At 67.1% G+C, this 14,692-nt stretch carries 10 protein-coding genes; 4 read left to right on the top strand and 6 right to left on the bottom strand.

Going from position 1 to position 14,692, the window contains the following annotated elements; translation table 11 throughout:
- Positions 1-25 precede the first annotated feature (25 nt).
- Positions 26-1,261: an acyl-CoA dehydrogenase family protein gene (locus D3874_RS03740; RefSeq protein WP_119776738.1), complete on the top strand. Its 1,236-nt coding sequence runs from the start codon at positions 26-28 to the stop codon at positions 1,259-1,261.
- Positions 1,258-2,304, top strand: coding sequence for an alcohol dehydrogenase family protein (locus D3874_RS03735; RefSeq protein WP_119776735.1), 1,047 nt, complete (start codon positions 1,258-1,260; stop codon positions 2,302-2,304). The genes D3874_RS03740 and D3874_RS03735 overlap by 4 nt, the downstream gene beginning before the upstream one ends.
- 157 nt (positions 2,305-2,461) lie before the next feature.
- Here D3874_RS03735 and D3874_RS03730 read toward each other — a convergent pair whose 3' ends face one another.
- The 6 genes from D3874_RS03730 to D3874_RS03705 form a co-directional block, all read right to left on the bottom strand.
- Positions 2,462-6,007, bottom strand: a complete 3,546-nt coding sequence (locus tag D3874_RS03730; protein WP_119776734.1) for a calcium-binding protein — start codon at positions 6,005-6,007, stop codon at positions 2,462-2,464.
- A gap of 238 nt (positions 6,008-6,245) precedes the next feature.
- A complete protein-coding gene (locus D3874_RS03725) occupies positions 6,246-8,216 on the bottom strand; it encodes an adenylate/guanylate cyclase domain-containing protein (RefSeq protein ID WP_158595819.1) in 1,971 nt (656 codons plus the stop codon).
- Positions 8,209-8,910, bottom strand: coding sequence for a Crp/Fnr family transcriptional regulator (locus D3874_RS03720; RefSeq protein WP_119782090.1), 702 nt, complete (start codon positions 8,908-8,910; stop codon positions 8,209-8,211). Before D3874_RS03720 ends, D3874_RS03725 begins: the two co-directional genes overlap by 8 nt.
- A 39-nt stretch (positions 8,911-8,949) precedes the next feature.
- Entirely contained in the window at positions 8,950-9,576 is a 627-nt protein-coding gene (locus D3874_RS03715; RefSeq protein ID WP_158595753.1) for a FecR family protein, read from the bottom strand.
- Between the two features lie 128 nt (positions 9,577-9,704).
- Entirely contained in the window at positions 9,705-10,937 is a 1,233-nt protein-coding gene (locus D3874_RS03710; RefSeq protein ID WP_119775177.1) for an acyl-CoA dehydrogenase family protein, read from the bottom strand.
- Positions 10,938-11,013: 76 nt separating this feature from the next.
- A complete protein-coding gene (locus D3874_RS03705; RefSeq protein ID WP_199698924.1) occupies positions 11,014-11,598 on the bottom strand; it encodes an SDR family NAD(P)-dependent oxidoreductase in 585 nt (194 codons plus the stop codon).
- A 5-nt stretch (positions 11,599-11,603) separates the two neighbouring features.
- Here D3874_RS03705 and D3874_RS03700 point away from each other — a divergent pair, with 5 nt between their 5' ends.
- Both D3874_RS03700 and D3874_RS03695 read left to right on the top strand, forming a co-directional pair.
- Positions 11,604-13,367 (top strand): DUF1302 domain-containing protein, encoded by a 1,764-nt coding sequence (locus D3874_RS03700; RefSeq protein ID WP_119776727.1) that lies wholly within the window; start codon positions 11,604-11,606, stop codon positions 13,365-13,367.
- Between the two features lie 64 nt (positions 13,368-13,431).
- The coding region (locus D3874_RS03695) for a DUF1329 domain-containing protein (RefSeq protein WP_147385513.1) at positions 13,432-14,692 on the top strand (1,261 nt) is incomplete at its 3' end.

Here is a 14,692-nt window from a genome sequence, read left to right as displayed (position 1 = left end):
GACGAAATGGGTAGGGAGAGATCACATGAATTTCCAGCATTCGGACAAGGCCCAGGCGTTGATCGACAAGCTCAACGATTTCATGGACACCCATGTCTACCCGGCCGAGCAGACGCACCACGACTGGGTCCACGACATGGCCAATCTGTGGAAGCCCTGGCCGGCCCTTGACAAACTCAAGGCCAAGGCCCGGGCGGCCGGCCTGTGGAACCTGTTCCTGCCCGAGGAATACGGCCATTTCAGTGCCGACCTGACCAATCTCGAATATGCACCCCTGGCCGAGATCATGGGCCGGGTGCCGTGGTCGTCGGAGATCTTCAACTGCTCCGCCCCCGATACCGGCAACATGGAAGTGCTGGCCAAGTTCGGCACGCCGCAGCAGCAGGCGCAGTGGCTCGCCCCCTTGCTGGCCGGCGAGATCCGCTCGGCCTATCTGATGACCGAAAAGAATGTCGCCTCGTCGGACGCGACCAACCTGGAAACCTCGATCGTGCGTGATGGCGACGATTACGTCATCAACGGGCTGAAGTGGTGGATCTCGGGCATCATGGACCCGCGCTGCAAGCTCCTCATCGTGATGGGCAAGACCGACACCACGGCGCCCAAGCATCGCCAGCATTCGACCATCATCGTGCCGCGCGACACCCCCGGCGTGCAGATCGTCCGCAACCAGAGCGTCTTCAGTCACCACAACTCGCCCGGCGGCGAGGCCGAGGTGCTGCTGGAGAATGTCCGTGTCCCCAAGGAAAACCTGATCTTAGGCGAAGGCCGCGGCTTCGAGATCGCGCAGGGGCGCTTGGGCCCGGGCCGCATCCATCACTGCATGCGCTCGATCGGCCAGGCCCAGCGGGCGCTGGAGATCATGGCAAGGCGGGTCGAAAGCCGCGTCGCCTTCGGCCGCAAGCTGGCCGACCAGGGCAGCATCCGCCAGGACGTCGCACGGTCCTATTGCGAGATCGAGCAGGCCCGCCTGCTGACGCTCAAGGCCGCCGACCACATGGACCGCTTCGGCAACAAGGGTGCCCGCGACCTGATCGCGGCGATCAAGATCGTGGCACCCCAGATGGCTCAGACGGTGACCGACCGGGCGATTCAGGCCCATGGCGGCATGGGGGTGAGCGCCGATACGCCGATCGCCGGCTTCTTCACCCTGAACCGGTTCCTGCGCATCGCCGACGGCCCCGACGAGGTGCACCTGTCCCAACTGGGCAAGCTCAAGATCGCGGAATACAACGCGCAGGGAAGGAACGACCGGTCATGAAGGCGCTTTGCTATCACGGCGAAAAAGACATCCGCTGCGACCAGGTTAAGGACGCGGCCCCGATGGGGGTAACCGGTGCCGTGGTCAAGATGACCGCCTGCGGCATCTGCGGCAGCGACCTGCACATCTATCACGGCCACGGCTTCACGCCGGACCTGGGCTTCTGCGTCGGCCACGAGGCGGTGGGCGAAATCGCCGAGGTGGGCAGCGGGGTCAAGTCGCTGAAGGTCGGCGACCGGGTGATGGTCTCGGCCGCGGTCAATTTCGGCAGTTGCGGCAAGTGCCCGGCCTGCTTCGCCGGCCTGGCCGCCCAATGCCCGCAGCGCACGATCTCGTGCTACGGCCTGGGTCACGCCCTGCCCGGCTGCCAGTCGGAGGGCATCGCCGTGCCCAATGCCGACAGCAACGCCCTGAGAATCCCCGACGGCATCACCGACGACCAGGCCCTGATGCTGACCGACAACCTGCCCACCGCCTATATGGGTTGCCTCAATGCCGATATCGGCCCGGGCAAGACGGTCGCCATCGTCGGCCTGGGCCCGATCGGCCTGCTGGCGATCGAATGCGCCTTCGCCCTGGGCGCCGCGAAGGTCTTCGCCATCGACCTGGTCGAGTCGCGGCGGGCCCGGGCGCAGCAACTGGGCGCCATCCCGGTCGACCCCACCGACCCCGTGGCCTTCGTGCGCGAGGCAACCAGCGGGGCCATGGTCCAATGTTCGGTCGAGGCGGTGGGATCGGACGCGACCATCCAGCTTGCCATCGCCCTGGCCGGCCAGGGCGCCAGCATCTCGGTCTTCGGCGTCAACCAGAACCAGGCGTTTAAGTATCCGCTGTGGACCGCCTTCAACAAGACCCTGACCTTCCGGGTGGCGGGCTGCTTCGTCCAGACCATGTGGCCGCAACTGATCCCGCTGGTCGCCGGCGGCCGCCTGAAGCCCGAACGGGTCATCACTCATCGCATGACCCTGGACCAGGGTGCGGACGCCTACCGCATTTTCGACGGCAAGCTGGACGGCGCGTTGAAGATGGTCCTGGCGGCGTAAGAAAATCCCTCTCCGCCGCGTGCGGGGGAGAGGGAGGGGCCCGGCGCGAAGCGACGGGAGGGTGAGGTGGTCGGCGGTACGGACCGCGCCCTACGCCGACCGCCCTCCTCACCCAACCCTCTCCTCCTAGGAGGAGAGGGCTTTTTGATCGAGCGTGTTACACGAACTCGAAATCCGTGTTCGTGATGGTGAAGGCCGAGGCGGCTTGCAGCACGATCACGCTGTCGACATCGGACAGCAGCGTCAGCACCACCTCGGTCGTGCCGTTGCCGGTCACGGTGAAGTCGGACAGGTCGTCGGCCAGGTTGGTGCGCAGCTTGTCCGTGCCGCCCTGCCAGTCGGTCACGGTATCGCGGCCGAATTCGCGGGTGGTGAACTGGAAGCGGTCCAGGTCGGTGCCGCCGGTCAGCGTGTCGTTGCCGGCATCGCCGATCAGCGTGTCGCGGTTGGAACCGCCCGACAGGATGTCGTCGCCGGCCTCGCCGAACAGGCGGTCGTTGTTGCCGCCGCCGAACAGGCGGTCGACATCCTTGCCGCCATGCAGCACGTCGTCGCCGCCCTGGCCTTCCAAAGTATCGCGGGCATCGCCGCCCGTGATCTCGTTGACGCCGCCGTTGCCGCGCAGCCGGTTGGCATCGGTGCGCGAGCCGAGCAGGTTCTCGATTTCCTCCATGCTGTCGCCGACGGCGTCACCCGTCGCGGTCAGGGTCCCGTCGAGGGCAACCGTCACGCCGGTGGACTGGAGATAGCTGGCGATGTCGATGCCGTCGCCGCCGGCCATGCTGTCCGCGCCCTGGCCGCCGATCAGCGTATCGTCGCCCCCGTCGCCCGACAGGATGTCGTTGCCGGCACGCCCGTCGATCACATCGTCGTCGCTCAGGCCCTGGAAGTGGTTTGCCTCGTCGTTGCCGCTCAGGCGATCCTCGAGGGCCGTGCCATTGATGGCTGCGATCGACAGGAAACGGTCGCCCACCACGTCGCCAGTGTCCTGCGTGCGATCGAACAGGTCGAGCGTGATGGCATCGGCGGAGAGCGCATAGGTGACCACGTCGTCGCCCGGCCCGCCGTCGAAGACCTCCCGGCCCGCGCTGCCGATGAACGTGTCGCCGCTGCCCAGGCCCTGGAACGTGAGATCCTGGCCGTTGCCGATGAAGACATCGGAGAAGTTGGTGCCGCGGAACACCTCGATCGAGGAGAAGGTGTCGCCAACCGCGTCACCCCCGGTCAGGGACCCGCCGGGGCGCAGGTCGATCACCACACTGCGGATCGAATTCTCGTAGGAGGCGGTGTCGATGCCGTCCCCGCCCAGCAGCGCATCGGCACCGATGCCGCCGGTCAAGACGTCGTCCTTCAGGCCGCCCTCCAGCACATCGTCGAGGTTGCCGCCCACCAGTTCGTCGGCGCCATCGCCCCCGATCAGCGTCATCGCCAGGCCGTTGGCACCGCGGATGATATCGTCGGCGGTGCTGCCCGTGATCACCTCAATGCTGACGAAGCTATCGCCTTCCGCATCGCCCCGGTTCTGGGTGGGGTCGTTCAGGTCGACGACGATGCGCCCGGGTGCCGTCGAATAAGACGCGGTATCGCGCCCGGCCCCGCCGTTGAGCAGGTCGGATCCGGCGCCGCCCACCAGCGTGTCGTCGGCATCGTCGCCGAAGAGCTGGTCGTTCCAGCCGCCGCCGTCCAGCGTGTCGCTGGCGCCACCGCCGCGCAGGGTATCGTCGCCCCAGCGGCCGAACAGGAAGTCGGCCCCGCCGGCACCCAGGAGTTCGTTGTTGCCGTCGTCGCCGAACATGATGTCCGCGCCGCCGGTGCCGATGAAGCGTTCGATACTGTCGAAGGTGTCGCCACCCGCGTCGCCGGTGTTGACCACAGGGTTGGCCAAGTCGAGGATGATGGGCGAGGACGAGGTTTCGTAGGAGACCGTATCGGTGCCGCTGCCGCCGGCAAAGCGGTCGGCGCCGGCGCCGCCAATCAGGGTGTCGTTGCCGTTCAGGCCGGAAAACTCGTTGGCGAAGGCGTTGCCGACCAGCCGGTCGGCGAAGGAGGAACCGATCAGGTTCTCGATGCTGGAGAGGGTGTCGCCCGCCGCCTCACCGCCGACGGTCTCGCCGGTGGCGAGGTTGACCTGCACCGGCTTCTCCGACAGGCGATAGCTAGCCGTATCGGTGCCTTTGCCGCCCAGCAACTGGTCGCCGCTGGTGCCGCCCATCAGGATGTCGTCGCCGTCGCCGCCGTCGAGCACATCCTCGCCGCCGATGCCGCGCAGGTCGTCATTGCCGCCGAAGCCGCGCAGGCGGTTGGCGTTGGCGTCGGCCAACACGAAGTCGCCGGCATCGGTGCCGTCGACATTCTCGACGCCGAAGATCGTGTCGCTGAGATTGGTGGCCGAAGCACTGCCGCCGTTGCCGAAGTCCTGCAGCGAGACGCTGACCGGCCCCGCGATGTCGCGGTAGCTGACCGTGTCGACACTCGTGCCGCCATCGATCAGGTTGATGCCGGTGCCGCCCGCGAGGATATCGTCGCCGGCCACGCCGAAGAGATTGTCGTTGCCGCCCCGCCCCTCGAAGACATTGTTGATGGCGTTGCTGTGGCCGCTGATCACGTCGTTGAAGCTGGAACCGATGATGTTCTCGATGCTGGTCAGGCGGTCGCCCGCGGCAAAGCCGCCGCTGCCCGCGGTGCCGTCGGTCGAGATGTTGATCGCCGCGTTCGAGGCCTGGTAGTCGGCGGTGTCGGTATTGCCGCCGCCGTCCAGCCGGTCGGCGCCGCCGCGGCCATCCAGGAAATCGTTGCCGTTCAGGCCTTTGAGAATGTTGGCGCCGTCGCCGCCGGTCAGCCCGTCGTCGAAGCGCGAACCGGTCAGGTTCTCGATGCTGATCAGGCTGTCGCCCAGTTCGTCGGAGGCGCCGGAAATGATGTTGATGTCGCCGAAGCGCAGGGTGACGAAGACGGCGCTTGGCGCGCTTTCATAGCTCGCCGTATCGCTGCCCGTGCCGCCGTCCAGCGTGTCGCCGCCGCCGCGTCCTTCGAGCACATCGTCACCGCCCTGGCCACGGATGGTCTGGCTGGCGTTGTTGCCGTGGAATTCGTCATTGCGCGAACCCAGTTCGAAGATTTCGGCGCTGTCGTAGCGGACGTCGAAAATGCGGTTGTCGGCGGGATCGTCGAAGGCAAAACCCGAGCGGCCCGTTTCCATGTCGACGAACACGCCCTTTACGCCCACGGGGAACAAGGGCTCGGAGTCCGTCGGCTCGGCATCGCTGCTGCCGCTGATGTTGTAGCGCACCGTGTCCGTGCCGGTGCCGCCGCGGATGACTTCGTTGCCGGTGTCGTCGATCAGGATGTCGTTGCCCGAGCCGCCGTCCAGCGTGTCGTTGCCCTGGCCGCCCTGGAGCGTGTCGTCGTCGCCGTCGCCGAACAGGGTGTCGTCGCCACCGTCGCCGATCAGCGTGTCGTCGCCCGAGCCGCCGTGGAATTCGTCGTCGCCGCCGCTGCTCCAGGTGCTGAAGCCGTGCAGGAAGGCATTGAACGGGGTGCGGGCCGGGCCGCCGCTCCAGGCGCCGTCGGCGATGAAATCATCGCCGCCCAGGCCGAAAACGACGTCGTCGCCGCCGCGGCCATAGATCTCGTCATCACCGCTGGTGACGCCGTCGGCGCTGTCGAGCGTGTTGCCGGAAGTCGTCCCACGAATGTCGGCCATTGCCGTCTCCTGTGTTCAGTGCAGACCTGAGTGAGGCCACGCAAACAAACCGGGCTTGCCGGACCGCAGGGGGCGTTGCCTGCCGCAAGCCGCGGCTGGCTACAACACACCGGATTGAACACATTCCCCCAACGCGACCGCGTGAAACGCAGCGGCAAGCAACCGTAACAGCGAGGAACCGGGTCGGACAGTCCGCTCTAGCGTGGCGGCGCCTCTCAGCCCTCAGGAACAAGTCGTATCATGGCACCTGTGAGCCGCCTGTCCCCTGGGTAACAGGCTCGAAAACCTGTATCGGCACGTCGAAGCCGCGCAACTGGATGGTCTTGCCCGGGCGCAGCAGCCCGGCCGGGCACCGGGCGGCCGTGCCGGGCCCGACGCAGATCATCGTGCCCAGTTCCTTGTTCGCTGCCTCGAGCCTTGCGGCGGCATTCACCGTGTCGCCATAGGCGGTATAGTCGAGCTTCGAGCCCGTGCCGACATCGCCGACGATCACCTCGCCGGTCTCGACGCCGATCCGCGTATGGCCGAAGCCCAGGGCCGCCGGCACCTCCCGGCGGCGGAACGCCTCGCTCCAGGCGTGGAGCGCCAGGGCGCAGCGCACGGCGGCTTGCGCGTGCCCGGGCTGCTCCAGCGGGGCATTGAACAGGGCATGGATGGCGTCGCCGACGAACTTGTCGACCATGCCGCCATGGGCCACGACGATCTCGGACATGCCGCCGAAATAGGCGTCGAGCATGGCCACCAGCGTCTCCGGATCGGTGCCATGGGTCAGGCCGGTGAAGTTGGCGATATCGGTGAACATGGCCGTCACCTCGCGGCGCTGACCTTTGAGTTTCAGCAGGGAAGGATCACGGGCGATCATCGCGACGACGTGGGGCGAGAGATGCTGCTCGAAGCGCCGGCGAATGTGCCGCTCGCGCCGGTGCTGGAAGGCGAAGGCCAGGATCGCCGTGACCACATAGCCGGTTGCGGCCAGCACCAGGGCCAAAGCGGGCTCGATCAGAACGCCGCCGGCGGCGGCATTGACCACGAACACCGCGAAAGCCGCGATCGCCGCCAGCATGACGCCCGCACCGGCGAGCGGCGGCAGCAGCAAAGGGATGGCCACGCCGACCAGTCCGGCCAGACCCGCGACGATATAGGCGTAGCGCTGGAGCAGCGCCGATGTCCGCGGGACGAAGCCCTGCAGGATCTGCCGTGCGGCGGCGGCATGGATCATGACCGACGGGGTCAGCGACGCGCCCGCTGTCGCCCGCAGGCCCCCCAGTTCCGGCGCCGAGCCCCCGATGAAGACGATCGCGCCGGCAAGTGCCGCCACAGGCCCGTTCGCCGCCAGCACGTCACGGGCCGGGATCGCCTTTATCGGCGGGGTCGCAGCCAATGGCGGCAGCCTGAGCATCGCATCGGCGGCCAGGGCGCCGGTGATGCTGCCGGTGGCAAACCGACCCTGCCCGCCGTCGAGTTTGTAGAGCGAAGCGCCCACCCCCACGCGCACGGCTTCGAGCGCGAGTCCAGGGCGGATTTCGTCGCCGACGCCGACGAACAGGGGTAACCGGCGGACGATCCCGTCGCTGTCGCCCGGCAGGGCCAGGCAACCGCTGCCAGTGGCGGCCGCCGCCAGCACCTCGGTCGGTGCATCGGCCCCCGCAAAGCGCCACATCCCGTCAAGGCCTGCGCGGCCGCGCACCAGGACGGGGGCGCCGCGCACCGTCTTGGCCGCCGTCGGCGTCAGGGCAAAGCCCAGCACCGTCGGCCTGCCTCCCAGGGCCTGGGCGAAGCGCCTGTCGTCGTCGTCGAGGCGATCCGCCAAAGCGGCGAGCGACGGGTCCTCGACCATCTGGCCCAGCCGGCGCGCCAGGGCCGCCGGCGAGCGCTGGTCCGGGTCGGCGAACAGAATGTCGATCGCGATCGCGACGGCACCGGCGGCAGCGGCCTTGTCGACGAGATCGGCCAGCAGCGAACGCCGCCAGGGCCAAGCGCCGATGGCACCGGTACTCGCCGCGTCGATATCGATCACCACCACCGGGGTGGACCCTGGCGCCGGTGTCGCCACAAGTTCCATCGCCAGGCCCAGCGTGAGATCCGTCGCCCGCTCCTCCAGGTTTTGCCGGACGTCCGGCAACAACAGGGTGAAGGCGACATAGACGACGAAGCAGGCCATGGCGCCTAGGGCGGCAGCCGCGATTCTCCCGCGCAGCAGCCTAATCATCGGCCGAGTCTGCGAATTGGGCGAGCATGGCGGGATCGCAGAACAGGCGATCGCTGGTGCGTTTGATGGCACCGGCATCCTCGAGCACGCCCAGCGCCATGTTCAGCTTGGACCGGCTGCTGCCGACGAGGCGTGCCAGCTCGCTTTGCGAGTAGCCGAGTTCGAGCGACAGGCGCCGCCCTGGCGGGGCGGTCCGCTGGCCGAGCAGGCCCAGGAGAAAGCGCGCCAGGCGCACCTCGATCTTGTGGAGCGCGATCCCCTCCAGTTGATCGGTGGTCGCCCGCAGGCGGCGGCACAGCAGGTGTATCACCGAGCGGGCCAGCCGGGGGCGGGTCTCGAATAGATGGTCGAAATCGGCGGCGGAAATGCCGTAGGCCCGAACCGGCGAAATGGCGGTGGCATCGGCGGTCCGCGGGCCGCTGTCGAAGGCCGCGATCTCGCCGATCAACTCGCCGGGACCGGCGACCCGGAAGCTCAACTCGCGACCGGAAGCGGTGGTCAGGGCAAGGCGCACCAGCCCCTCGGCCAGGAGATAGGCCATGGAGCCGGGATCGCCGACGGCAAACAGCATGCGCCCGCTGTCGAAATGGACCTCCCGGAACGCCTTGGCGCAGATCGCCAGATCCTCGGGCTCGAGGGCGCCGAAGGCCTCGGTCGAGGCAAGCAAGGCTTCGACGAGATCTGCTTCAGCCATCGGCCCCCTCCCGAAACGCGGCAAGACACACGGCGCCGCTCACCGAAGTTGGGCCAGGGCCTCCTCGACCCGCTCGGGCGCCCAGACCTTGGGCGGCGACGGCGGGGCGCCGGGATAGGCGATGTCGGTGCCCTCGCCGGCCTTCAGTTCCACGCTGGTGCCGGCAGCCGTGACCACGACGTGGCCGCGGAGCAGCAGCACGCCGAAGCTTCCCCGGCTGGGGCCGGCGAAGAAATTGGTGCCGCGCACCGCGATCTGGCCGAAGTCGCTGTTGACCTTGATCGGCCGGGCAACGCTTTCGGGATCCTTGTCGAGCATCAGGGCCCCGGCCTCGAGCGAAATTTCCCCGCCCGCTTCGGCCAGGAAATCGTCGATCTTGACCCGGCCGTTCTCGCCGATGGCGATGGTGGTATCGCGGCCCAGGCGGATTTCGATCCGGGACTTGGCGCCCGTGGCCACCGCATCGCCGGTGAAGACGGAATCTTCCGGCGACAGCGGCCGCTGGACGGTTTCCCTGGTCGCCTCGGCACTCCCGCGAAGGTTGAGCACCAGGCCGGCGGCGGCCGTATCAGCGCGGGCAACGTCGCCGGCACCGATCGGCATCAGGCCGATCAGCAGACCGGCCAGGAGCCCTGATGCCGCCCAGGCGGCACGAAGGATTGCCATCCGAGATCTCCCCACCTCAATGCGCACGCCGCCCTGCCGGTGGCGCAACGACGGCGACACCATAGCGCGGTTGTGCCGGGGAAAGAATACAGGGCCGCGCCGCCTGTGATGCGGATCACAGCGGGACGCTACAGGCCCATCACCTTGGCCATGATGTTGCGTTGGATATCGTTCGACCCGGCATAGATCGAGCCGGCCCGGTCGTTGAGGTATTTGGCCATCACGGTCAGGGAATGGTCGGGGCCGATGGGCGCGGCATTGCCGCCCGGCGGCGCGTGGCCCGGGACCGGGCCGGCCGGGTTGATCGCATGGGGCTGGAACGGCGCCGTGTAATAGGCCGCAGCCTCGATCGCCAGTTCGGTCAGGCGCTGGCTCATCTCGGTGCCGCGGGTCTTCATGAGCGAGGCCTGCATGCCCGGGGTGCCGCCTTGGGAGAGAGCCGACATCACCCGATGCTCGGTATATTCGAGCGCCATGATCTCCACCGCGGCCTCGGCGAGTTTCCGGGCGAAGTTGCTGTCATCGATCAGCGCGGTGCCGTCGCCCGCCTGTTCCGCCCGGGCCATGGCGCGGATCTTGTCGAGGCGGACATGGAGCGAGGGGGCATAGGCATTGCCGCCGCGCTCGAATTCCAGCAGGTATTTGGCGACCGTCCAGCCGTCGCCGATGCGGCCCACCACATTGGCCCTGGGGACACGGACATCGGTGAAGAAGATCTGGTTCTGGACATGTTCGCCGGTGAGCATGATCAGCGGGCTGACCTCGATGCCCGGCGTGTCCATGTCGATCAGGATGAAGGTGATGCCGCGCTGGGGCGGGCCGCTCCTGTCGGTGCGCACCAGGCAGAAGATGCGGTTGGCATACTGGCCGTGAGTGGTCCAGATCTTCGAGCCGAAGCAGATGAAGTGGTCGCCGTCGTCGACGGCACTCATCTGCAGGGCGGCAAGATCGGAGCCGGCACCCGGCTCGGAATAGCCCTGGCACCAGAAATCTTCGCCTGAGAGGATGCGCGGCAGATAGAACGCCTTCTGTTCCGCGCTGCCGTGGCCGATCAGCACCGGCCCGCACATGCCAAGCCCCATGGGCGACAGGCCCGGCGCATTGGCCCGCGCCAATTCGATCGCGAAGATATAGCGCTGGATCACCGACCAGCCGCAGCCGCCGTATTCGACTGGCCAGGCCGGCGCGATCCAGCCTTGGGCGTGGAGGATGGTGTGCCATTCGCGCATGGTCTCGCGATCGGTATAGACGCTGGTCGACAGCCGCGCCGCCTCGCGCAGGCGATCGTTCAGCCTGGCATCGAGGAAGCCCCGCACCTCGTCACGGAAGGCCTCGTCCTTGGCACTCAGGGCAAGGTCCATGATCTCTCCTCCACTATTCTTGTCGTTGAATGGTACCGGGAGGGATGCCTCCCCCTCTACTCGGGTTTGTTCGGCTCTAGTTGGCCCCGGCGAAGATGCGCACGAAATTGGGCTGGCCGGTGGCCGCGGTCAGGCCGCCGTCGACGATCAGGTTGGCACCGGTGATGTAGCTCGCATCGTCGGAGGCCAGGAACAGGATCGCCGCCGCCTGCTCCTCCGGCATCGAGGGCCGGCCCAGCGGGATGAGCTGGCGGTAAGCCTCGCCGATGCGGTCGTCGGCCTGCAAGGGCGCGGTCAGCGGCGTGACGACATAGCCGGGCGAGATGCTGTTGGCGCGCACGCCCTCGCCCGCATGGTCGATGGCGATGGCGCGCGTCAGGTTGATCACCGCCGCCTTGGCGGCGTTGTAGGCGGCAAAGCCGTAGTCGGCCGCGGTCCCCGAAATCGACGCGGTGCTGACGATGGCGCCGCGCACCTGCGCCAGGTGCGGCAGGGCGGCACGGCAGGCGAAGAACACGGCATCGAGATCGACCGCCATCACCCGGCGCCATTCCTCGGTCGAGAGCATGTCGACCCGGCCGAACGAGCCGATGCCGGCGTTGTTGACCAGCACGTCGAGCCGGCCGAATTTCTCGACCGTCGAGGTGATCGCCTGGCCCACCTGCAATTCATTCGCGTGCCGTCACGGCGTCCGCACTGGCTGCCGTGGGCCTGCTCACCACCACTGTCGCCAGCGCCGCGGAATACCAGGTGGGCAATGTCGATATTTCATTCTCCACCGTCCTCAGCGCAGGCATCCTGATCCGCGCGGAAGACCCCAGCCTCGAGTTCATCGCGCCCGGCAACCGGCCCGGCGGCTATGCCTCGACCAATGCCTATGACGATCCGTCGCTGAACTTCGACAAGGGCGATGTCGTCTCGAGCGGTGTCAAGGCGCTGTCCGAGCTGAAACTTTCCTACGAGAATTTCGGCGCCGTGATCAGCGGCAAGGCCTGGTACGACTATGAACTGTCGGAAGGCGATCGGCCCCACGGCAACATGGTCAACGGCTACCGGGCCGGCGCGCCCCTGTCCGACGACGGCCTGTCCGATCTTGCCCAGTTCAAGGGCGTCGAACTGCTCGAAGCCTATGTCCGCGGCTCCTTCGACCTGGGCGACCATGCGCTGGAGGCCCGCGTCGGCCGCCAGGTGGTGAGCTGGGGCGAGAGCACCTTCATCGGCGGCGGCATCAACTCGATCAACCCGATCGACGTCAGCGCCTTCCGCCGCCCCGGGGCCGAGCTCAAGGAGGGGCTGCTCCCGGTCGGCCTCGCCTATGTCAATTTCGGCATCACCGGCGATCTCAGCCTGGAGGCCTTCTACGAGTTCGAATGGGCGCCGACCGAGATCGATGCCTGCGGCACCTACTTCTCGACCGTCGACGCGGTGGCCCACGGCTGCAACGGCTTCACCCTGGGCGCGGCACTGGCCGATACCGCCGCGATCGCCGGCGGCCGCGTCGCCAAGCGCGCGGAGGACCTCGATGCCAACGACGGCGGCCAGTATGGCGCCGCCCTGCGTTACTACTCCGCCGGTCTCGACACCGAGTTCGGCGCCTATTTCGTCAACTACCACAGCCGCACGCCCTATATCAGCGTCTTCAACACCACGGCGGCGAACGGCGGCGTGCCCTTCATCCCGGGCGACCCGCTGGGCGGCAATTTCAGGTACGTGATCGAATACCCGGAGGATATTCAGCTCTACGGCCTCAGCTTCGCCTCGGTCCTGGCCGGGGTCTCGGTGGCCGGCGAGGTGAGCTATCGCCCCGACATGCCGGTCCAGCTCAACGCCAACGACCTGCTCGCCGCCTTCGCTTCGGGTGGTGCCGCCGTCGATACGCCGATTTCGCCCGACGTCAGGATAGGCTCGGGCGCGCTCTACCACGGCTATGACGAGGCCGATCAGTACCGCGCCACCGTGTCGGGCTTCAAGGTCCTGCCGCCCATGCTGGGCGCTGTCGGTATCACTGTCCTGGGTGAAGTGGGCGCCGAAATGCTGGACGGCCTGCCTGCCGACAAGCGTTACGGTCGCACGGCGGTCTATGGCGTGGGCGCCCGCAACGGCGTCTGCCGCGAAACCACGGCGAAGAAGTGCGACGACGACGGTTATGTCACCACCTTCTCCTGGGGTTATCGTGGCCGCGCCATCTTCGACTATCCCGACGTCGTCGCCGGCATCAATGCCAAGCCGTTCCTGAGCTGGTCGCACGACGTCAACGGCACGGCCTCGGACGGCACCTATATCGAGGGCCGCATGGCCCTGGGGCTGGGCCTCGATCTTGACTATCAGGGTTACAGCGTCGGCGGCTCCTATGTCCGCTTCATCGGCGGCGAATACAACTACGGCAAAGATCGCGACTTCTTCTCGTTGAACGCGACGGCTCGGTTTTGAGATTGGGGGAGGGCATGAACGTGAACAAGAGGACGATCGCCGCGGTGGCGATGCTGGGTGCCTGATGGTGTCGGCTTCGGCCGTTGCCAAGATTACCGAGCAGGAGGCGGCCCGGCTGGGCACCGACCTGACGCCGATGGGGGCCGAGCGCGCGGGCAATGCCGACGGCTCGATCCCCGCCTGGGACGGCGGGATCAAGACGGTGCTGCCGGGCGTGGTGCCGGGCGTCTCGCGGCCTGACCCCTATGCCGCGGACAAGCCGCTGTTCAAGATCACCGCGGCGAACATGGCGCAATATCGCGCCAAGCTGACCGATGGCCAGGCCGCGATGCTGGCGCGCTACAAGGAGACGTTCTTCATGAACGTCTATCCCACGCACCGGAGTGCCGCCCTGCCCGAGACGATCTACCAGCACATCCGGGCGCAATCGACCAAGACCGAACTGGCCGACGGCGGCTATGGCCTGTCCGACCTGGGTCTCTCGACGGTTCCCTTCCCGATCCCCAAGACCGGGCAGGAAGCGATCTGGAACCACCTTGTGCGCTATCGCGGGCAGGCCTTCGAACGCCGCGTGATCCAGGCCGTGGTGCAGCGGAACGGTTCCTTCGACCCGATGATCTACCGGGATATGATGACCTTCCGCTCCGGTGTTCCCGAGACGCCGGAGAATGCCGACATCGTCCTGAAGGATGTGCAGAAGATCCTGGAGCCCCAGCGTCTCGCCGGCACCACCTTGCTGGCGATCGACCGCATCAACCCGGTGCGGGCGCCGCGGCAGGCCTGGATCTACAATGCCGGTACCAGGCGCGTCCTGCGCGCGCCGGAAATCGGCTATGACAACCCGGGCATCGCAGCGGACGGCGCCCGGACCAACGACAATTTCGACATGTATAACGGCGCCATCGATCGTTACGACTGGAAGCTGGTCGGCAAGCGGGAGATGTATATTCCCTACAATGCAAACCGGCTCGATGACCGTTTGCTCAAATACGCGGACATTCTGAAGCCCGGGCACCTGAACCCGGAATTGACCCGCTATGAGTTGCATCGGGTCTGGGTGGTCGAGGCGACACTGAAGCCGGCGTCGCGGCATATCTATGCCAAGCGGGTCTATTACATGGATGAAGACACTTGGTCGATCGTCGCGGGCGACCATTTCGACGGCCGTGGCGAGTTGTGGCGCGTGTCCGAAGGCCATCTGATCCAATATACCGATGCGACCGTCCCGCTGTATTGCGTCGAGGTCCTTTATGACTTGCTCGGTGATCGCTACATCGCCTTCGGCATGAACAACGAGGAACCCTACGAGATCATTTCGACTGGCG

Source organism: Oleomonas cavernae, assembly GCF_003590945.1.
Lineage (GTDB): Bacteria > Pseudomonadota > Alphaproteobacteria > Zavarziniales > Zavarziniaceae > Zavarzinia > Zavarzinia cavernae.
The sequence above is the reverse complement of the archived record's forward strand: the minus strand, read 5'-3'. Positions and strand labels throughout refer to the sequence as shown.

Bases quoted from the DNA above. Each gene is read 5' to 3' on its own strand.
- D3874_RS03740 (WP_119776738.1), top strand. From the start codon at position 26: ATGAATTTCCAGCATTCGGACAAGGCCCAGGCGTTGATCGACAAGCTC.
- D3874_RS03735 (WP_119776735.1), top strand. From the start codon at position 1,258: ATGAAGGCGCTTTGCTATCACGGCGAAAAAGACATCCGCTGCGACCAG.
- D3874_RS03730 (WP_119776734.1), bottom strand. From the start codon at position 6,007: ATGGCCGACATTCGTGGGACGACTTCCGGCAACACGCTCGACAGCGCC.
- D3874_RS03725 (WP_158595819.1), bottom strand. From the start codon at position 8,216: ATGATTAGGCTGCTGCGCGGGAGAATCGCGGCTGCCGCCCTAGGCGCC.
- D3874_RS03720 (WP_119782090.1), bottom strand. From the start codon at position 8,910: ATGGCTGAAGCAGATCTCGTCGAAGCCTTGCTTGCCTCGACCGAGGCC.
- D3874_RS03715 (WP_158595753.1), bottom strand. From the start codon at position 9,576: ATGGCAATCCTTCGTGCCGCCTGGGCGGCATCAGGGCTCCTGGCCGGT.
- D3874_RS03710 (WP_119775177.1), bottom strand. From the start codon at position 10,937: ATGGACCTTGCCCTGAGTGCCAAGGACGAGGCCTTCCGTGACGAGGTG.